The sequence below is a fragment of the Methylobacterium sp. Leaf361 genome, assembly GCF_001424445.1.
GTDB lineage: Bacteria > Pseudomonadota > Alphaproteobacteria > Rhizobiales > Beijerinckiaceae > Methylobacterium.
In genome coordinates, this window is sequence record NZ_LMPY01000056.1 from 210,368 (window position 1) to 229,389 (window position 19,022).

Consider the following 19,022-nt stretch of genomic DNA (forward strand, 5'->3'; position numbering starts at 1 on the left):
CCGTCAAGGGTCCTGCGGGGCATCCGGGGCCGACCGGGAGCGAGACGATGAAGAACCGGACCATCGCGGGCTCGATCGGGACCGAGATCCGGCGGCGCATCCTCGACGGCCGCTATCCGGCCGGCTCGCAGCTCCGCCAGGACGGCCTCGCGGCGGAGTTCGGCGCCAGCCGGATCCCGGTGCGGGAGGCGCTGTTCCAGCTCGAGGCCGAGGGCCTCGTGCGGATCCTGCCCCATCGCGGGGCCATGGTGGCGCCGCTCTCGGCAGCCGACGCGGCCGAGGCCCTCGAGCTCCGGGCCGCCCTCGAACCGCGCCTCCTGGCCCTCTCGGCGCCCCGCCTGACCGACGACGACTACGCCCGGGCCGACGCCCTGCTGGAGGAGTACGCCGCGGCCCTGCGGGCGGGCGCGACGGCGCGCTGGGGCGCCCTCAACACGGAGTTGCACCTCCTCCTCTACGGCCGGGCGGAGCGGCCCCGCGCCCTCGGTCTGGTCGGCTCGCTGCTGGCCGAGTGCGACCGCTACACCCGCCTCCAGCTCTCCACCGACAGCGCCGAGCTGGAGCGGGCCGACCGCGAGCACCGCGAGATCGTCCGGCTGTGCCGGAACGGCCACGTCTCGGCCGCCTGCGCCCTCCTGACCGACCATATCGACCACGTCGCCGCAGCGCTGATGGCGTTCCTCGGCGCGGCGCCTGGCCCGGCAAGCTCGGCAGCGATTGTATAAAATCCTTGCCAGACTCGCGCGGCGCTGCCATGGAGGGGCGAGCCGCCCCACGAGGCCAGCAAGGCCGGCCGGGACGGTCCCACCTCCCAGCAGGCGAGCCGGCGATGGCCTTCGATCGACACATCTTCTCCGGCACGATCCCGGCCCTGATGACGCCCTGCCGGCCGGACCGGACGCCCGACCTCGACGCCCTCGCGCGCAAGGGGCGGGAGCTCGTTGATGCCGGCATGTCGGCGGCCGTCTACTGCGGCTCGATGGGCGACTGGCCGCTGCTCACCGACGAGGAGCGGATGGCGGGCGTCGAGCGGCTGCTCGCCGCCGGCGTCCCGGTAATCGTCGGGACCGGCGCCCAGAACCCGAAGCGGGCCGCGGCGCTCGCGGCCCACGCCAAGGCGGCCGGCGCCCACGGCCTGATGATCATCCCGCGGGTCCTGTCGCGCGGCAGCTCGGCCGCGGCCCAGGAGGCGCATTTCGGCGGCATCCTGGAGGCGGCCGTCGACCTGCCGTCGGTGATCTACAACAGCCCCTATTACGGGTTCGAGACCCGGGCAGACCTGTTCTTCCGCCTGCGCGCCCGCCACCCGCACCTCGTCGGCTTCAAGGAGTTCGGCGGCGCGGCCTCGCTCACCTACGCGGCCGAGCACATCACCGGCCAGTCGCCCGACATCACCCTGATGGTCGGGGTGGATACCCAGGTGGTGCACGGCTACGTCAATTGCGGCGCCCGGGGCGCCATCACGGGCATCGGCAACGTCCTGCCGCGGGAGGTGCTCCACCTCGTCGCCCTGTGCGAGAAGGCCGCCGCGGGCGACGTCCGGGCCCGGCGCCGGGCCGAGGAACTCGACGCCGCGCTGGCGATCCTGTCGAGCTTCGACGAGGGGACCGACCTCGTCCTCTACTACAAGCACCTGATGGTGCTGGAGGGGAACCCGGAATACGCGCTGCACTTCAACGCCACCGACGCGCTCAGCGCCGGTCAGCGCCACTACGCGGAGACGCAGCTGCGCCTGTTCAAGGCGTGGTACGCGCAGTGGTCGGAGGCCGGCGCCGGGGCCTGATCCCCGGCCGCGCCGCCGAACGCAGGGCAGCCCGCCTTTGCGCGGGACCGCCCGTCGGCGCTATGGCGGGGGCGAGATCGGCCTTACCCGCGAACCGTCCATGAAGATCACCCAAGCCTTCACCTTCGAGGCGGCCCACCGGCTGCCGAACGTGCCCGAGACCCACCGCTGCCACCGGATGCACGGGCATTCCTACCGGGTCGAGCTGACGGTCGCCGGCCCGGTCGATCCCCACACCGGCTGGGTGATCGACTTCTACGACATCGAGTCGATCTTCGGGCCGCTGCTCGCCCGGCTCGACCACCACTGCCTCAACGAGATCGAGGGGTTGGAGAACCCGACCGCCGAGAACATCGCGGCCTGGATCTGGCAGCGCCTCCGGCCGGACCTGCCGGGCCTCGCGCTCGTGCGGGTCGCCGAGACCCCGATGTCCTGGGCCGAGTACGATGGCGAGTGACGCCGCCATCCCGGGGGACCGCGCCGCGCTGGTCCTGTTCTCCGGGGGCCAGGATTCGGCCACGTGCCTCGCCTGGGCGCTCGACCGGTTCGACCACGTCGAGACCCTCGGCTTCGACTACGGCCAGCGCCACCGGGTCGAGCTCGACCGCCGCGCGGCCCTGCGGGCGGGCACGACCGCCCTCGATCCCGCCTGGGCGGCCCGCCTCGGCGAGGACCACACGCTCGCCCTCGACGCCCTCGGGCAGGTCTCCGAGACGGCGCTGACCCGGGAGGCCGCGATCGGCTACGAGGCGTCGGGCCTGCCCAACACCTTCGTGCCCGGCCGCAACCTCGTGTTCCTGACCTTCGCGGCGGCGCTCGCCTACCGGCGCGGGCTCCGGCACGTGGTCGGCGGCATGTGCGAGACCGACTATTCCGGCTACCCGGATTGCCGCGACGACACCATCAAGGCCCTGCAGGTGGCGCTCAATCTCGGCATGGAGCGGCGCTTCGTGCTGCACACGCCGCTGATGTGGCTCGACAAGGCGCAGACCTGGGACCTCGCCGAGAGCCTCGGTGGGCGGCCGCTGGTCGACCTGATCGTCGAGGAGAGCCACACCTGCTACCTCGGCGAGCGCGGGCAGCGGCATCCCTGGGGCTACGGCTGCGGCACCTGCCCGGCCTGCCGCCTGCGGGCGGACGGCTACGCCCGGTTCACTGCGGCCTGAGGCCGTCGACCAGCACCGCCAGCGTCCCCCGGAAGGCGTCGGGGCTCGCGAACAGGCGCTCCATCAGGAGCGCCCCCTCCAGGGTGGCGACGACGTAGCGGGCGAGCGCCGCCGGATCCGCGCCGCCGCGCACGCTGCCATCTGCCTGGCCCGCGCGCAGGATGCCCTCCAGCCACGCGAGATGGTCCGCGAAGAAGGCCGCGACGTCCCGGCGCAGGCGCTCGGGCAGGGCCTCGCCCTCGATGGCCAGCGCCGCGCAGAGGCAGCCGAGCCCCTGCTCGACGCCGCCGAGATAGAGCCGCCCGTAGGCCTCGACCCGGCCCGGCCCGTCCGGCACGTCCCGGCGGATCACCTCCAGGGCCGCGGCGTAGCGCGCCGCGTAGGCCGCCACCAGGGCGGCGCCGAGATCGACCTTGGTGGGGAAGTGGTGGTGGATGCTCGCCTTGCGGATGCCCACCGCCGCCGCGAGGTCGGCGTAGCTGAAGCCGGCGAAGCCGCGGCCCCGCACCAGGGTCTCGGCCTGCATCAGCAACTCGGCGCGGGTATCCCTCATCGCGGCGATCGTCGCTCCAAAACGCGCCCTCATCAACGCACGAAGTCACGCGAACGTGCGGCCGCGGCGGGGACCGGCTCCCGGCGGCCCCTTGACGGACGATTAATCTACCTACTTAATGGTAGACAATCAAGAACGGGCAAGATCGGGAGGTTTCGGCATGACGGCACGCGCCGTCCATCCGCGGAGGCAGGCCGCCGGGCCGACGCGGCGGCACGCCCTCTTCGCGGGGCTCTGCCTGTGCTGCCTGCCGACGCTGGGCCGCGCCGCCGAGAGCTTCACGATGGAGGAGGTCGGGCCCGGCCTGTACGTGCGCAAGGGCCTAATCGCCGACGCCACCCGCGACAACGCCGACGCCATCGCCAATATCGGCTTCCTCGTCGGCAGGACCGGCGTGGTGGTGACCGAGTCCGGCGGCAGCCTCGCCGATGGCCAGTGGCTGCGCGCCGAGATCGCCAAGCGCACGGACAAGCCGATCACCCACGTGGTGCTGACCCACGTCCACCCGGACCACGTCTTCGGGGCAGGGGCCTTCGTCCAGGAAAAGCCGGTCTTCATCGGCCACGCCAAGCTCACCGAGGCCCTGGCGGCCCGGGGCGAGTTCTACCGCAAGCGGCTGATCGACCTGCTCGGCGAGGACCGGACCGGGCCGGTGGTCTACCCGACCATGACCGTCGCCGACACGGCCGAGATCGACCTCGGCGACCGGCGCCTGACCTTCACGGCGCACGGCCCGGCGCACACCACCTCGGACCTGTCGATGATCGATTCCGGCAGCGGCCTGCTGTTCCCCGCCGACCTGCTGTTCGTGAACCGGATCCCCTCCCTCGACGGCAGCCTCAAGGGCTGGCTCGCCGAGATCGAGCGGCTGAAGGCCATGGGTCCCGCCCGGGCCGTCCCGGGCCACGGCCCCGTCGCGGTCGACCTCGCCCCGGCGCTCGCCGACCTCTCCGGCTACCTGACCGCCCTGCGCGACGGCACCCGGGCGGCGATCGCCAAGGACGTGCCCATCGAGAAGGCCGTGACCAGCGTCGCGGCGGACCAGCGCGACAAGTGGGCCCTGTTCGACACCTACAACGGCCGCAACGTCACCGTGGCCTACCAGGAACTCGAGTGGGAATAGGTTTTTAGGATCCCCATATCCAAGCCAATCGGGAGGCACGCCATGACGCACAGGATCGGACAGACCTTCATCGGACAGACCTTCTCCAGCCTCGCCCTCGGCCTCGTCCTGGCGACGACGGCGCTGTCGGGACCGCTCGCCGGCGCCGCGCGGGCAGCCGGCGCCTCCGACACCGATCAGGAGCGGGCGGCCCGCTGGCAGGAGATCGCCAAGTCGATCTTCGGCGACCGCCAGATCGCCCCGACCGACAGCGTCGTGAAGATCGAGGCGCCGGCCCGGGCGCTCGACGCCGCCCTGGTGCCGATCACCCTGACGATGCCCAAGGACGGGCAGATCAAGGCGGTCTCGCTGATCATCGACGACAACCCGGCGCCCTACGCGGCCAAGTTCGAGTTCGGGCCGGCCGCCGACCCGGCCGAGCTGAAGCTGCGCGTGCGGGTCAACAACTACACCGACATGCACGCCGTGGTGGAGACCATGGACGGCAAGCTCTACGAGGCCAAGCAGTTCGTGAAGGCCTCCGGCGGCTGCTCGGCCCCGATGGGGATGAGCGACGAGGAGGCCATGAAGGGCATGGGCGAAATGCGCATGAAGTTCGCCGAGGCGGCGGCCGGCAAGCCCGTGGAGGCGACGCTGATGATCCGCCACCCGAACTTCTCCGGCATGCAGATGAACCAGGTGACCCGCGACTACACGCCGGCGCGCTACATCGACAAGCTCACCGTCTCGGCGGGCGACCGGAAGGTCTTCACCATGACGGGCGACATCTCGATCGCGTCGAACCCGGTGATCAACTTCGCGTTCAAGCCGGACGGCAAGCCGATCCAGGTGGCGGCCTCCGACAACCAGGGCGGCCAGTGGCAGCACAGCTTCACCGCGCCGAGCCCGACGAACTGACCATGCGGCGCCTCCTCCTGACCGGCCGGGCCGCGGCGGCCTGCGCCGCGCTCCTCTGCCTCGCCGCGGCGCCGGCCGATTCGCCGGTGAACGTGCCCGAGCCGGAGGGGCTCTACGCCGGTCCCCCGAAGGGCTACACGCCGCCGACCCTCAAGGGCGCCGCGGTGGTCGACGCCGACGCCGTCGCCGCCCTGATCGCCGGCCCCGACAAGCCGGTGCTGCTCGACGTGGCGGCGCCGGACCGCAAGCCGTCGAACTTCCCGGAGGGCCGCCTCTGGCTGCCGGTGCATCCGTCGATCCCCGGCGCCGTCTGGATGCCGGAGGCCGGCGCCGAGCCCCTGGCGCCGGCGCGTGAGGCGCTCTTCTACGCCCGCGTCGCGGCGCTGACCGGGGGCGACAAGGCGAAGCCCGTCGTGGTGTTCTGCCACGTCGAGTGCTGGGGCAGCTGGAACGCCGCCAAGCGGCTGGTGCTGAAGGGCTATACCGGCGTGCGCTGGTTCCCCGAGGGCGTCGAGGGCTGGCAGGAGATGCACGAGACCGCGAACCTGACGGTCGATCCGGACTGGAAGGCGGGCGCCGAGCCGCAGGCGGGGCGCTGACCCGCATCGCCGGGCATTGTAAGAGACGCCGCGGAACGAGGCTCGCGTGGCGGGGCGCGCGCTCTCCCGGGCGGGAGAGGGGGCCCGCGCCGCGTCCCGAGTGGCGGGAATGAGGTCTGAACCATGTCGCAGGTCGTGCAGTCCCGACGGCTCCGGGCGGTCGATATCGGCAAGCGCAAGGCCGAGGGGCGCAAGATCATCGCGCTCACCGCCTACCACGCCCACACGGCCGGCATCGTCGATCCCTATTGCGACTTCATCCTCGTGGGCGATTCCCTCGGCATGGTGATGCACGGGATGGAATCGACGATCCCCGTGACCCTGGAGATGATGATCCTCCAGGCCCAGGCGGTGATCCGCGGCACGCAGAAGGCGCTGGTCGTGGTCGACATGCCGTTCGGCTCCTACGAGGCGAGCCGGGAGCAGGCCTTCCTCAGCGCCTCCCGGGTTCTCAAGGAGACCGGCGCCGGCGCGATCAAGATGGAGGGCGGCGCCCATTTCGCCGAGACGGTGGCGTTCCTCGTCCAGCGCGGCGTGCCGGTGATGGGCCATATCGGCCTCACCCCGCAGGCGGTGAACACGATGGGCGGCTTCAAGGTCCAGGGCCGGGCCCCCGACGACGAGCGCCGCCTCCTGGAGGATGCCCGCGCCATCTCGGAGGCCGGCGCCTTCGCGATCGTACTCGAGGGCATCGTCGAGCCGGTGGCGCGGGCGATCGCGACCTCCCCCCAGGTCACCGCCGCCACGATCGGCATCGGCGCCTCGGCGGTCTGCGACGGCCAGATCCTGGTGCTGGAGGACATGCTCGGCCTGTCCGAGCGCACGCCGAAATTCGTGCGCCAGTTCGGGAGCCTGCGGACCCACATCGAGGACGCCGTGAAGGCCTACGCGGACGAGGTCCGGGCCGGCCGGTTCCCGGCCGACGACCACACCTACGGTTAGGGCAGGGCGGCCCATGACGCGCATGATCGGACCGTGGAGGGCGCCCGCCGCGTGGCCTGTCCGCGCGCTCGCGGTCTGCGCCGCCCTTGCCGGATCGGGGCCGGCCCGCGCGCTGGAGAATCCGGCCTCGGCCTTCTGCGCGACGATGGGCGGGCAGACGATCCTCGCGAAGCTGCCCGATGGCGGCACGATCGGGCTCTGCGCCCTTCCGGGGCGGAAGATCGTCGAGGAATGGACGCTGTACCGGATGCTCCGCGGCGTGAAGCCGGCACCCGGCGCCGACCCGTTCCGCTAGCCCGGCCCGGTTCCCGAACAGTCTTCGTCCGTGTCCGTCGGGCCGGCCCGCGCATTCGCGGCGCGGCCCGGGGCGGGGCGATTGATTTCGCCGGCCCGACGATGCCACTCTCGAGGTCCGAGCTCTCTCAGGCGGGATCGACGACTCATGCAGCGGGCCCGATCGCGCCGGCGCCTCGTCGGCGCGTGCCTCGCCCTCGGCCTGATCGCGGCCGGGCCCGGAGCCGGATCCGCCGGGACGCTGACGCGGGCGCAGGTCGAGGCGCAGCTGCCGGCGCTGGAGGCGCTGGCGCAGCGGGCCGTCGACGCGGGAGCGGTGCCGGGCCTCGCGGTCGCGGTCGTCCTCGGCGACGAGACGCTCCTCCTGAAGGGATACGGCCTCAGGCAGGCCGGGAAGCCAGAGCCGGTCGGCCCCGACACGGTCTTCCAGATCGCCTCCCTGTCCAAGCCCGTCACCGCGACGATCGTGGCCGCCCTGGTCGGCGACGGGGTGGTCGACTGGGATTCGCGCGTCGCGGATCTCGATCCCGCCTTCCAGCTGCACGAGCCCTACCCGACCGCGCAGGTCACGGTGCGCGACTTCCTCAACCATCGCAGCGGCCTGCCGGGGACCGCCGGCGACGATCTGGAGGCGATCGGCTTCGGCCGCGACGCGATCCTGCACCGGCTGCGCCTCGCGCCGCCCGCCTCCAGCTTCCGCGCCGGCTACGCCTACAGCAATTTCGGCTTCACCGAGGGCGCGGTCGCCGCCGCGAAGCCGACCGGCCAGCCCTGGGAGGCGGTGGCCCGGGACCGGCTGTTCCGGCCGCTCGGGATGACCGCTACCGGCACGACCCACGCGGATTTCCTCAGCCGGGCCGACCGCGCGGCGCTCCACGTCCGGGCCGGCGGCGTCTGGACCGCCAAGATCGAGCGGGATCCCGACGCGCAGGCACCGGCCGGCGGCGTCAGCAGCGATGTCCGCGACCTCTCCCGATGGCTGCGGCTCGTGATCGGCAAGGGCCGTTTCGAGGGCGCGCAGCGCGTCGCGGCCCCGGCCCTGGCGCAGACGCACGCCCCGCTCATGGCCCGCGGCCGCAACCCCGTGACCGGCGGCGCGTCCTTCTACGGCCTCGGCTGGAACGTCGAGTACGGCCGCCACGGCCTCGTCTGGGGCCACGCGGGCGCCTTCAGCGTCGGCGCGCAGACGCTCGTCTCGATCCATCCGGAGGCCGGTCTCGGGATCCTCGTCCTGACCAACGCCTTCCCGTCCGGCGTGCCGGAGGGGCTGGCCGACAGCTTCGCCGACCTCGTCTTCGACGGCCGCGTCGGCCGGGACTGGGTGACGGCCTGGGGCGCGGCCTACGAGAACCTGTTCGCGCCGGGCATCGCCGCCGACAAGGCGGCCTACGGCACGCCGCCGGCGCCGCCCGCCGCGCCCCTGGCGCTCTCGGCCTATGCCGGGCGCTACGCCAACGCCTATGTCGGCGAGGCCGTGGTGGCGGAGGCGGACGGCGCCCTGACGCTGACGGTCGGCCCCGCGGGCGCGCGCCGCTACCCCCTCCGGCACTTCGACCGCGACCTCTTCCTCAGCTTCCCGGACGCCGAGGCGCCCGACCGCCCCTCCGCCGTCCGCTTCGCCATCGGCAGCGACGGCCGGGCCGCCGCCGTGACGGTGGACGCGCTCGACGCGAGCGGGCTCGGCACCCTGGCGCGGCGAGACTGACCGCCGCCGTCACCCCGCCCGCCGCGACGGCAGCCGCAGGCCCGGGGCCGGGCGCTCCAGCAGCACCTCCCGGCGGAAGCGCACCAGCCGCGCCGGCCGGCCGGCGGCGCCGCTGGTCACGCTCTCGGTCTCCTCCACCAGCCCCTGCTGGGCCACGAGGCGCCGGAAGTTCTGCTTGTGCAGCTGCGTCCCCGACAGGGCCTCCACGGTCTTCTGCAGCTGCAGCAGGGTGAATTCCGGCGGCATCAGCTCGAACACCACCGGGCGGTACTTGATCTTGCCCCGGAGCCGGCCGATCGCGGTCGCGAGCACCCGCCGGTGGTCGAACGCCATGGGGACGCCGGTCGGGTCGTTCGGCAGGGCCGGGCCGGGATTGCCCCGCGCCTCCGGGATCAGCCCGGCCTCGAACAGCAGCTCGTAGCGCTCCAGGACGCGCTCCTCGTTCCACGTGCCGCCGTTCATGCCGAAGGTCAGGCCGAGGCGGTCGAGGCGGCGGGTCCGGGTGGCGCAGTCCGCGGGCTCGGACGCCCATTCGGCGAGCCGCGCCTCGATGGCGTCGAGCTGGCGCGGGCGCCCCTGCCGGAAATCCTCGTAGGGCAGGTAGCGGTACCAGTTCTGCCACGCGGCCTCGGCGAGCCCCGCCGGCCGCTCCTCGCGGACGAGCGCCAGATAGGCCACCGAGAGGGAGTGCACCCCCGACAGGGTCGCCGTGCCGGAGCGGTCGCGGTCGCCGAAGGTGTAGAGCTGCTCCACGTAGCCGAGGCGCTGGTGCGTCTGCCGCTCCACCCAGGCGCGCAGGCCCCGCTCCAGCGTGGCGTGCTCGGGGACGAGGGGGCCGGCCGGCAGGCCGTCGCCGCGGCCGGGCGCCTGGTCGGGGACCCGGATGGTCAGGGCGCGCGGCTCCCCCTTGGTCGCGGCGACGATCACCGCGACGAGGCCTACGGAGGAGCGCTCCGGCGGGGCCTGCCCCCCGCGCGCGTCCGTCTGCGCCGCGGCACCCGTCATCGTTCCTCGACCGTCCGTCCCCCGGGATGCGCCGTAGCGGATCCCACCTATAGGGGGACAGGATCGCCGCGCGTCAACGCCGCCGTATGACGGAGCGGGGGGGCCCGTCGACGCACCGCTGTCCACCCGCCGCTTGCCAACGCCGCGAGCCCTGCCCAAACAGGGGTCCGGGTAGGCTGGCACGGGACCGGCCGAGGCGGACCGAGCGACGACAGCGATGCCAGCGAGCGCGACTTCCCCCGCAGCTTCCCCCTCGACCCCGACCGGCAGCCGGGCCGTCGACCTGCGGCTCTACGGGCTCCTCGATGTCGGCGTCTGCGGCGCCGACGGGGCGCGGCTGGCGGAGCTCGGCGCCGAGGCGGTGGCAGGGGGCTGCACCCTGCTCCAGTACCGCGAGAAGGACATCGCCGATGCCCGCGCCGCCCTGGCGCGGATCCGGGCGATCCTGGCGGCGGTGGGCGGCCGCGTCCCGGTCCTCGTCAACGACCGCGTCGACCTCGCCCTCGCGGCCGGAGCCGACGGGGTGCATCTCGGCCAGGGCGACCTCCACCCGGCCGACGCCCGCCGGCTGCTGGGGGAGGGCGCGATCATCGGCCTCACCCTGAAGAAGCCCGCCCAGGCCGACGAATTGTACCGGCTGCCCGTCGACTACGCCTGCATCGGCGGCGTGTTCGCCACCACCAGCAAGGACAATCCCGACCCGCCGGTGGGCCTCGACGGCTTCGCCAGCATCGCCTTCCGCGCCCGCCTCGCCCGCGGGGCCGGCCTGCCGCTCGGCGCCATCGCGGGGATCGGGCTCGACAACGCCGCCGCGGTGGTCGCCGCGGGGGCGGACGGGGTCGCGGTGATCACCGCGCTGTTCGGCGCGGAGTCGGTGCGCCAGCGCGCCCGCGACCTGCGCGCGCGGATCGACGGCGCCCTGGCGGAGCGGGCCGGCGCCCGATGAGCGGCCCCGCGCCCATCGCGGTCACGATCGCGGGCTCGGATTCCGGCGGCGGCGCCGGCATCCAGGCGGACCTCAAGACCTTCTCGGCGCTCGGCGTCTACGGCGCCAGCGTGATCACGGCGCTGACCGCGCAGAACACGACGGGGGTCCAGGGCATCCACGACGTGCCGGCGGAGTTCGTCGCCCGGCAGATCGACAGCGTGTTCTCCGACCTCGCCGTGAGGGCGGTGAAGATCGGCATGCTGTCGCAGACCGCGGTGATCGCGGCGGTCGCCGAGGGCCTCGCCCGGCACGCCGGGTCGATCCCGGTCGTCCTCGACCCGGTGATGGTCGCCACCAGCGGCGACCGGCTGATCACCGACGACGCCGTGGCGACGCTCCGCGAGCGGCTGCTCCCGCGGGCCGACCTGATCACCCCCAACCTGCCGGAGGCGGCGGTGCTCCTCGGCGAGCCCGTCGCCGCGGACGCGGCAGCGATCGTGGCCCAGGCGCGGCGGCTGGTCGCCCTCGGCGCCCGGGCGGTGCTGATCAAGGGCGGCCACGGCGCGGGGCGCGAGAGCATCGACCACCTCGTCACGGCGGACGGCACCCTGCGGACCCTGTCGGCGCCGCGGATCGCGACGCGCAACACCCACGGCACCGGCTGCACCCTCTCGGCGGCGGTGGCGGCGGGCCTCGCCCAGGGCCTGGCCCTGCCGGAGGCGGTGGCGGAGGCCAAGGCCTACCTCACGGCCGCCCTCGCGGCGGCGGACAGCCTCGCGGTCGGGACGGGGCACGGGCCGGTCCACCACTTCCACGCCGTCTGGACTTAGAGGCCGATCCGGCCGCCGCTTTCCGGTGCGCACGCCGCCGCGCACGCCGCCCGCCGCCTTGCAACCGGGCGTCGATTGCGTTTGAAGAAGCGTACGATCGTTCGGATAATGGAACGGTGCAGGCGGATCGGGGACGATGCAGGATCAGGCGGAACGGCCCGACCGGGCGCGCGGGCGCGACCTGCTGACCGGCGCGCAGGTGCTCTCCGGCCAGCTCGGCAAGACCATCCAGCGGCTGCGCAAGGCCTACAACCTGTCGCTCTCGGAACTCGCCGAGCAGTCCGGCGTGGCCAAGTCGATCATCAGCCAGATCGAGCGCAACGAGACCAACCCGACGCTGGCGACGATCTGGCGCCTGTCCCAGGCCCTCGACGTGTCGATCGAGCGGGTGTTGGCGGCCGGCGACGAGGAGCCGTTTATCGAGAAGACCTCCCGGGCCGACACGCCGATCCTCGTCTCCGAGGACGGGAAGGTGCGGCTGGCGATCATCGGCTGGCTCAAGACGATCGAGTGGCTGCAATGGTACGAGGTCACGGCCGACCCGGGCGGCGTCCTCGACTCGGACCCGCACCAGCGCGGCTCGGTGGAGTCGCTCTCGGTCACCGAGGGGGCGTTCGAGGTCGAGATCGGCGGCGTCGTGCAGCGGGCGCGGGCCGGCGAGACCCTGCGCTATCGCTGCGACCGGCCCCACCTCGTGCGCTGCACGGACGGTCCGGCCCGGGCCACCATGGTGGTGATCATGAAGGCCGCCGTGATGGAGTGAGGCGGCCCGGTCGGCCCTCCGGCCCACCCTCGGCGCCCCGCGCGAGGGCGCGCACGCGGTAGTCGCGGGGGCTCAGGCCGTAGCGCTCCTTGAAGCGGCGGGAGAAGTGGGACTGGCTGAGGAAGCCGCAGCCATACGCCAAGGTCCCCAGCGGCATGTGGAGGCAGCCCGGATCGGCCAAGCGCTTGGCGGCCGCCTCGAGCCTGCGGTGCCAGATCCAGTCGGAGATGTGCCGGTCCTGCGCGCGGAACAGCGCCTGCAGCCGGCGCAGGGACACGCCGGCCGCGGCCGCGAGCCGGGGCGGGTCCAGGGTCGGATCGTGGAGATGGGCCTCGAGATAGGCCCGGGCGCGCTGCACCACGACGCTGTCCTGGACGGGCCGCTGCGCCTCCCGCGCGAGCCGCTCCGCGAGGCTGGCGACGATGAGGTCGAGCCCCGTGGAGACCATGCTCTCGGCCACCTGGGGCGTCAGCCGGTCGCCCAGGCTGAGCAGGTTGCCCAGGAACGACCGGGTCAGGGTCGCGGTCGGCAGATCGCCGCCGACAGTCACGCCGGCGAACAGGCGCGCGGAGCCCAGAGCCCCCTCCAGCCGCTCCCGCGGGATCCCGATGGCCAGCACCTCGCTGTAGCCGCTGTGCTCGATCGTCCAGGGTGTATTCGTATCCCGGATCGAGAAGTCGCCGACCCGATCCGTGCTCGACCGATCGTACTGATCCGCGCGGACCTGTCCCGAGAGCACGATGCTCATGAACAGGTGGTCGGTCTTGTGGTTTTCATGGCGAAGCGTGCGCGGCGTCGTGGCCGCCGCAGGTTGCGCAGCGCGAATTTCGTGAAGATCAGGCCGCCGATACTGGCCCCCTCGATCGTCGCGTGAAAGGGCTCGTCGTTGAGACAAGTCTGCGCCATCGGAACCAGGCGATCTTCGCAGACATCTCGCCAAAGGCGAAATTTGTCCTTCTCCAATACACCTTCAGTTGAGAACAGAGTCTGCATCGCGGCAGCCGTATGACCGCGATTGCTGCGAACTGCAACCGCGCCCCGTCCACGCACGCCGCCGCGGCGCCGCGGGACACGGATTGATCGGCAGGAAATCCCGCGCGCCCACGATGGACCGTCGGGCCCCTCCCATCACCCGTGGCGCCTGTCGGGCCGTGGAGCGGATCCGCACGGCTGGCATTCGGAGGACGTTCCGTCGCGAGCGCCCCGCCCCGGCGGGGCGTCGGCGCGGCCCGGCCGCGGGGCCGTCAGCGCCCGCTGTTCACCCAGCGCACCACGTCGGCCAGCACGATGCTCAGCGCCTGATCGAGGGCGCGGGCGCCGCTGCCGGCATCGATCTTGGACACCGGCACGCGGGCCGTGAAGATCCGCGCCGCCGCAACCCTGCCGGTGCCGTCGGCCACGAGCTTCAGCGACAGGTCGACCACGGCCTCGCCGGTCCCGGACTGCACGTCGAAGGCGCGGATCTCGCTGATCAGCTGGTAGTCGGCCACGACCTTGTCGCCGGGCCGGCTCACCGAGCGGAGCCGCCCGGAATTCTCCAGGCTCTGGATGAGCCGCGTCTGGATCAGGCGCGGCAGCCGGTCGGCCCACTGGCCGCCGCCCAGGAACGACAGGGCGCCGCCGTTCTCGCGGACGATGATCCGGTCGGCCTCGAAGGGCTGGATGCTCACCGGCTCCGAGACCGCGATCGAGCGGCCGGCCGCGATCGGCCGCCCCGCGGCCGGCAGCGCCGCGAGGTCGAAGGTGAGGGGCGCCGCGCCGCCGCAGCCGCCCAGGAGGGCGGCGAGCAGCGCGGCGGCGGCGATGTGGGACGAGCGGACCATACGCATGACCTGAAGGACCCCGCCGGCGAACGGCGGAGCTGTATAAGCTATGCGGTTAAAACTAATCCGCTGCGGCATCCGTGCCGTGCGCCGGGACACATCCGCCCGGCGACGCGGCATTTCACCGGCCACCGTTGTATTCAGGCAACGAAGGCTTGCCGCCGAAGATCACCTGGCTCGGGTCGCGCTCCAGGCTGCGCACGGTGCGGTTGAGGGTGCTCAGCGTCCGCTGCCCGTCGCCCGACAGGGCCTCGACCTCCCGGCGGCCGGTGCCGCTCAGCCGGCCGAAATTGGCCGAGATGCTGGCGGTGCGCTTGTCGAGGTTCTCCGACATGGTCCGGAACGCCTTGCCGGCGTCGCGCACCGAGATCGCCGCCGCGCGGATCTCCGTGAAGGTGCTGGAGCCCTCCTGGCCGGAGGCCGAGCCCAGGAAGCTCTGGGCGCCGTTCAGCACCGCGTCGATCTTGTCGGCCGAGGCGCTGAGCTTGCCGGCGAGCAGCCGGGCGTCGTGCAGGCCGGCCTCGATGTCGGGGCTGGCCTTGGACAGGGCGGCCGAGAAGCGGTCGGCGTTGTCGATCACCCGGCCGAGCTTGGCCCCGTCCACGGCCTTGACCAGCGCCGAGATGTTCGGGCCGGCATCGGCCAGCGTCTTCGAGAAGGTCTCGACGTTGGTCAGCGACCGGTTGATCGCCCCCTCGTTGGCGGAGACCAGCCGGTCGAGGCGGGCCAGCATGTCGTCGGCCCGCTGCGCCACCTGGCGCGCCAGCGCCATCATGTCCTGCATGTCGGAGGAATCGGCGAAGATCGTCGGCGGCTCGCCGTTGGCCATCGGGGTCAGCACCGGCGCGTCGGCGTTGCCGCCCGACAGGGAGATCACCGAGACACCGGTGAGCATCGCCGAGTCGAGGCGGGCGCGGGTGTCGGCCCGGAGCGGGGTCGCGGGATCGACCTTGATCGTGGCGAGCACCCGGCGGGGATCCTGCGGGGCGAGGCGGATGTCGGTGACCTCGCCGACCTTGATGCCGTTGAAGTTCACGCTCGAGCCGCGCGACAAGCCCCCGACCGAGCCGGAGAAGACGATGCGGACGAGCTGGCTGACCTGCCGCGAGGAGCCGCCGGAGAGCCACAGCACGGTGCCGAAGCCCGCCAGGATGACGGCGATCGTGAAAGCCCCGATCAGGGCGTAGTTCGCGCGGGTTTCCATGCGCTCAACCTGCGGTTCTGGCCGGCGGAGATCCGGCCGGGCCTGGAGCCCCGGCTCCCGGAGGGGAGCAGGGCGGGATCTGGGTGGGACGGCGGCGATCGGGCATCGGGTCAGGCACGGGATCAGGCACGGGATCAGGCATGGGCCGAGGCGCCCCCCGTCGCGATGGTCCGGGCGCGCTTGCCGTGGAAGTACGAGCGCAGCCAGGGATGGTCGCTCGCCAGCATCTCGTCGATCGTGCCGGCGGCGATGATCTGGCCGTCGCCGAGCGCCGCGATGCGGTCGCAGGCGGTGTAGAGGCTGTCGAGGTCGTGGGTGACCATGAAGACCGTCAGGCCCAAAGTCTCCTTCAGGGTCGAGACGAGGTCGTCGAACTCGCCCGCGCCGATCGGGTCGAGGCCCGAGGTCGGCTCGTCGAGGAACAGGATCTCGGGGTCGAGCGCCAGGGAGCGGGCGAGCGCCGCGCGCTTGATCATGCCGCCCGACAATTCCGAGGGCAGCTTGTCGGCGGCGTCGGGCTTCAGGCCGACCATCTCGATCTTGAGCCGGGCGAACTCGTCGAGCAGGCGCTCGGACAGGTTCAGGTGCTCGCGCATCGGCACCTGGATGTTCTGCTTGACGGTGAGCGCCGAGAACAGGGCGCCCTGCTGGAACAGCACGCCCCAGCGCTGCTCCATCCGGCGCCGCTCCGCGTAGGTGAGTTCGTCGACGTCGCGGCCGAACACCTCGATGGTCCCGGCCCGCTTCGGGTTGAGGCCCAGGATCGTCCGGGTGAGCACCGACTTGCCCTGGCCCGAGGGCCCGACGAAGCCCAGGATCTCGCCGGCGCGGATGTCGAGGCTCAGGCCCTTCAGGATGTTGCGGTCGCGGAAGCCGACCACGAGGTCGCGCACGCGGATGATCGGGGCGGGGCCATTCGGCGAGGCGGTCATCGGGGCATTCATCGCGGCGGCCTCAGAAATCGATCGCGGCGAAGAACACCGCGAACAGGCCGTCGAGGACGATGACCATGAAGATGGACTTCACCACCGACGCGGTGACGTGACGGCCGAGCGATTCCGCGGAGCCCTCGACCGCGAAGCCCTCGATCGTGGCGATCACCCCGATCGTCAGCGCCATGAACGGCGCCTTGATCAGGCCGACCATGACGTGGTGGACGCCCACCGCCGCCTGGAGCCGGACGAGGAACTGGTCGAGGGTCAGGCCGCCGTAGAGCATCGCGGTGAGGCCGCCGCCGGCGAGCGCCGCGAGGTCGCCGATCAGCGTCAGCATCGGCAGGCCGATCATCAGTGCGAGCACCCGGGGCACGATCAGGATCTCGACGGGGTCGAGGCCCATGACCCGGAGCGCGTCGACCTCCTCGCGCATGCGCATGGAGCCGATCTCGGCGGTGATCGCCGAGCCGGAGCGGCCGGCGACCATGATCGAGGTGAGCAGCACGCCCATCTCGCGCAGGATCAGGAGGCCGATCAGGTTGACCACGAAGGTCTGGGCGCCGAAGCGCTGGAGCTGGAAGATGCCCTGCTGGGCGACGATGCCGCCCACGAGGAACGAGATCAGCACGATGATCGGCGTGCCGTTGAGCGCCACCTGCTGGATCTGGTTGATCAGGGCGTTGCCGCGGAACGTGCCGGGCCGCAGGGCGACGCGCCCGCAGGCGGCGATCAGCTCGCCCAGGAACGCGAGGGCGGTGACGAACTCGCGGCCGCCCTGCACGGTCCGGCGCCCGGTGGCGTCGAGCAGGCCGACGACCGGGCCGTGCCGCCGCGGCGGCGGCGCGTCCGGCTCGCGCAGCCGGACCTCGCCCAGCAGGGTGCGGTGCTCCGGGCGGGCGCCGAGATAGGTGAGGGCGCTGCCCGCCTGCTCGATCTCGGCGCGGGTCCGCTCCAGGACCCAGGCGCCGAGCGTGTCGAGGCGCTCGATCCCCGACAGGTCGACCGCCACCGGCCCGGCGCGGCCGGCCGCCGCGATGCGCGCGGCCGCGGCCTCGACGGTCGGGGCCTGGTCGGCGGTCCAGCGGCCGTCGAGCGCCAGGCGGCCGTCGGCCGACCGGTCCCGCAGCGCGGCGCCGGCCAAGGCGCCGGGAACAGTGCCCTCGCTCAGCAACACCCATACTCCTCGATCGAGGCACCACCCTGCCCGGCGGTTATGACGACATTACGGTTGACGATCCGTCTCCAACCTCACCCCCGGCGCGCGGCGGGAGGCCAGGGCGAGGCCCAGGCCGGCGGCGGCGAGCGGCGCCATCAGCAGGAAGGCGAGGGGGCCGCCGGCCCGGTAGGCGACGCCGCTCCCCAGGGTCGCGACCACCGAGATCCCGGCATTGACCGCGCTGAGCGTGCCCTGCGCCCGGCCCCGCGCGCCGTCGGGGGCGTAGGCCGAGACCGCCGCCATGGCGCCGAGCTGGGTCGCCCCGAAGGTCAGGCCGTGGAGGCACTGGAGCGGCACCAGCGCGGCGAGATGGTCGCCGAGGAGGTACATGCCGATCGCCCGCAGGATCGCCGCGACGGCCCCGGCGCCGAGGAGCCGCACCGGGCCGCGCCAGGCGGCGGGCAGGGCGGGGAGGCCGGCGAACAGGGCGATCTCGGCCAGCACCCCGGTCGCCCAGAGCGCGCCGACCCAGGTCGGCGGGATGCCCTGGCCGGTCCAGTAGATGCTGCCGAACCCGTAGATCGCCCCGTGGCTCGCCTGGATCGCGGCCGCCGCGCCGATGCACAGCCAGAGCCGCCGCGGCAGCCGCGTCCGGCCGTCGCCCGCCGCCGCCGGCGGCAGGGCCGCCACCGCGCGGCTGCGCCACGCCACCAGACCCGCGCCGAGGGCGAGGCCGGTCAGGAGCAGCGGCACGGCGAGCCGGCCGCCGAGCGCCGTCAGCAGCAGCCCGCCCGCGAGGTTCGCCAGCAGGAACGCGATGGAGCCCGCCATCCGGATCCGCGCGTAGGTCAGGCGGGCGTCTTGGCGCACGGCCGCGAGCGTCAGGTAGTCGATGCAGGGCACGAGCGGCGCGCCGGCGACCGCGTTGAGCACGATCAGCCCGGCCAGCAGCGGCCACCCGATCCCGGCCGCGGCGGGCATCAGCGCGTAGGACAGGCTCAGGGCGAGGCTGCCGAGCAGGATCAGCCGCCGGGGCCCGAGGCCGCGGTCGAGGAGGCTCATCAGCGGCGCCGTGGCGGCGATCCGCGTGGCGATCGGCAGGGCGAGGAGGAGACCGATCACCCGGGCATCGAGCCCCAGGGCGTCGAGCCACAGGGGCATGAACGGCATCGCGATGCCGATCTCGGTGAACACCACGGCGTAGAGCAGCGACAGGCGCGCCGGGCCGGACGGGCGGGGCAAGGCGGGTCTCGACGAGCGGGGTTAGCAGGGAGGCGGGACCGGGACGGCGTCCGTAAGCGCCCGTTAAAGGCCCT

General features: G+C 73.1%; 22 protein-coding genes. 13 read left to right on the top strand and 9 right to left on the bottom strand.

Features of this window, described 5'->3' with window-relative positions; genetic code table 11:
- Positions 1-47: 47 nt before the first annotated feature.
- The 4 genes from ASG32_RS27770 (at position 48) to queC (ending at position 2,949) form a co-directional block, all read left to right on the top strand.
- Entirely contained in the window at positions 48-725 is a 678-nt protein-coding gene (locus tag ASG32_RS27770; RefSeq protein WP_056532662.1) for a GntR family transcriptional regulator, read from the top strand.
- A gap of 104 nt (positions 726-829) precedes the next feature.
- Positions 830-1,783, top strand: a complete 954-nt coding sequence (locus ASG32_RS27775; protein ID WP_056532666.1) for a dihydrodipicolinate synthase family protein — start codon at positions 830-832, stop codon at positions 1,781-1,783.
- A gap of 100 nt (positions 1,784-1,883) precedes the next feature.
- Positions 1,884-2,240 (top strand): 6-carboxytetrahydropterin synthase QueD, encoded by a 357-nt coding sequence (queD, locus tag ASG32_RS27780; RefSeq protein WP_020092323.1) that lies wholly within the window; start codon positions 1,884-1,886, stop codon positions 2,238-2,240.
- Positions 2,230-2,949, top strand: coding sequence for a 7-cyano-7-deazaguanine synthase QueC (queC, locus tag ASG32_RS27785; RefSeq protein ID WP_056532669.1), 720 nt, complete (start codon positions 2,230-2,232; stop codon positions 2,947-2,949). The genes queD and queC overlap by 11 nt, the downstream gene beginning before the upstream one ends.
- Here queC and ASG32_RS27790 read toward each other — a convergent pair.
- Positions 2,936-3,502, bottom strand: a complete 567-nt coding sequence (locus ASG32_RS27790) for a TetR/AcrR family transcriptional regulator (protein ID WP_056532672.1) — start codon at positions 3,500-3,502, stop codon at positions 2,936-2,938. The two genes, queC and ASG32_RS27790, sit on opposite strands and share 14 nt — an antisense overlap.
- Before the next feature lie 160 nt (positions 3,503-3,662).
- Here ASG32_RS27790 and ASG32_RS27795 point away from each other — a divergent pair, with 160 nt between their 5' ends.
- The 6 genes from ASG32_RS27795 to ASG32_RS27820 all read left to right on the top strand — a co-directional run bounded on the left by ASG32_RS27795 (position 3,663) and on the right by ASG32_RS27820 (position 9,062).
- The gene (locus ASG32_RS27795) at positions 3,663-4,625 is read left to right on the top strand and encodes a quinoprotein relay system zinc metallohydrolase 2 (RefSeq protein WP_056532675.1); all 963 of its coding nucleotides are present in this window, start codon (positions 3,663-3,665) and stop codon (positions 4,623-4,625) included.
- Positions 4,626-4,667: 42 nt separating this feature from the next.
- The gene (locus ASG32_RS27800) at positions 4,668-5,522 is read left to right on the top strand and encodes a quinoprotein dehydrogenase-associated SoxYZ-like carrier (protein ID WP_056532678.1); all 855 of its coding nucleotides are present in this window, start codon (positions 4,668-4,670) and stop codon (positions 5,520-5,522) included.
- 2 nt (positions 5,523-5,524) lie between these two features.
- Positions 5,525-6,121, top strand: coding sequence for a rhodanese-like domain-containing protein (locus ASG32_RS27805; RefSeq protein ID WP_056532682.1), 597 nt, complete (start codon positions 5,525-5,527; stop codon positions 6,119-6,121).
- 123 nt (positions 6,122-6,244) lie between these two features.
- Entirely contained in the window at positions 6,245-7,063 is an 819-nt protein-coding gene (gene panB / locus ASG32_RS27810; protein WP_020092329.1) for a 3-methyl-2-oxobutanoate hydroxymethyltransferase, read from the top strand.
- Between the two features lie 13 nt (positions 7,064-7,076).
- Entirely contained in the window at positions 7,077-7,358 is a 282-nt protein-coding gene (locus ASG32_RS27815) for a DUF333 domain-containing protein (protein ID WP_020092330.1), read from the top strand.
- Positions 7,359-7,505: 147 nt separating this feature from the next.
- Complete coding sequence (locus ASG32_RS27820; protein WP_056532684.1) at positions 7,506-9,062, top strand: serine hydrolase; 1,557 nt, start codon at positions 7,506-7,508, stop codon at positions 9,060-9,062.
- A gap of 9 nt (positions 9,063-9,071) precedes the next feature.
- Here ASG32_RS27820 and ASG32_RS27825 read toward each other — a convergent pair whose 3' ends face one another.
- Positions 9,072-10,067: a membrane protein gene (locus ASG32_RS27825; RefSeq protein WP_020092332.1), complete on the bottom strand. Its 996-nt coding sequence runs from the start codon at positions 10,065-10,067 to the stop codon at positions 9,072-9,074.
- Between the two features lie 217 nt (positions 10,068-10,284).
- On the opposite strand from ASG32_RS27825, the gene thiE reads away from it, so the two are divergent.
- From thiE to ASG32_RS27840, 3 genes are all read left to right on the top strand, one after another.
- Entirely contained in the window at positions 10,285-11,013 is a 729-nt protein-coding gene (gene thiE, locus ASG32_RS27830) for a thiamine phosphate synthase (RefSeq protein ID WP_056532687.1), read from the top strand.
- Complete coding sequence (gene thiD / locus ASG32_RS27835; RefSeq protein ID WP_056532690.1) at positions 11,010-11,825, top strand: bifunctional hydroxymethylpyrimidine kinase/phosphomethylpyrimidine kinase; 816 nt, start codon at positions 11,010-11,012, stop codon at positions 11,823-11,825. The genes thiE and thiD overlap by 4 nt, the downstream gene beginning before the upstream one ends.
- Before the next feature lie 136 nt (positions 11,826-11,961).
- Complete coding sequence (locus ASG32_RS27840; RefSeq protein ID WP_020092335.1) at positions 11,962-12,588, top strand: XRE family transcriptional regulator; 627 nt, start codon at positions 11,962-11,964, stop codon at positions 12,586-12,588.
- Here the strand turns inward: ASG32_RS27840 and ASG32_RS27845 are convergent.
- The 7 genes from ASG32_RS27845 to ASG32_RS27870 all read right to left on the bottom strand — a co-directional run bounded on the left by ASG32_RS27845 (position 12,563) and on the right by ASG32_RS27870 (position 18,948).
- The gene (locus tag ASG32_RS27845) at positions 12,563-13,336 is read right to left on the bottom strand and encodes an AraC family transcriptional regulator (protein ID WP_244492254.1); all 774 of its coding nucleotides are present in this window, start codon (positions 13,334-13,336) and stop codon (positions 12,563-12,565) included. The genes ASG32_RS27840 and ASG32_RS27845 overlap by 26 nt on opposite strands.
- Positions 13,333-13,581, bottom strand: coding sequence for a hypothetical protein (locus tag ASG32_RS35420; RefSeq protein ID WP_244492255.1), 249 nt, complete (start codon positions 13,579-13,581; stop codon positions 13,333-13,335). Before ASG32_RS35420 ends, ASG32_RS27845 begins: the two co-directional genes overlap by 4 nt.
- A gap of 251 nt (positions 13,582-13,832) precedes the next feature.
- On the bottom strand, positions 13,833-14,411 hold the full coding sequence (locus tag ASG32_RS27850) for an ABC-type transport auxiliary lipoprotein family protein (RefSeq protein ID WP_020092337.1): 579 nt from the start codon (positions 14,409-14,411) through the stop codon (positions 13,833-13,835).
- Positions 14,412-14,532: 121 nt separating this feature from the next.
- A complete protein-coding gene (locus ASG32_RS27855; RefSeq protein WP_020092338.1) occupies positions 14,533-15,615 on the bottom strand; it encodes an MlaD family protein in 1,083 nt (360 codons plus the stop codon).
- 134 nt (positions 15,616-15,749) lie between these two features.
- Positions 15,750-16,559, bottom strand: coding sequence for an ABC transporter ATP-binding protein (locus ASG32_RS27860; protein ID WP_056532693.1), 810 nt, complete (start codon positions 16,557-16,559; stop codon positions 15,750-15,752).
- A 10-nt stretch (positions 16,560-16,569) separates the two neighbouring features.
- Complete coding sequence (locus tag ASG32_RS27865; protein WP_056532696.1) at positions 16,570-17,724, bottom strand: MlaE family lipid ABC transporter permease subunit; 1,155 nt, start codon at positions 17,722-17,724, stop codon at positions 16,570-16,572.
- Between the two features lie 48 nt (positions 17,725-17,772).
- Positions 17,773-18,948: an MFS transporter gene (locus tag ASG32_RS27870; protein WP_056532699.1), complete on the bottom strand. Its 1,176-nt coding sequence runs from the start codon at positions 18,946-18,948 to the stop codon at positions 17,773-17,775.
- Positions 18,949-19,022: the final 74 nt, after the last annotated feature.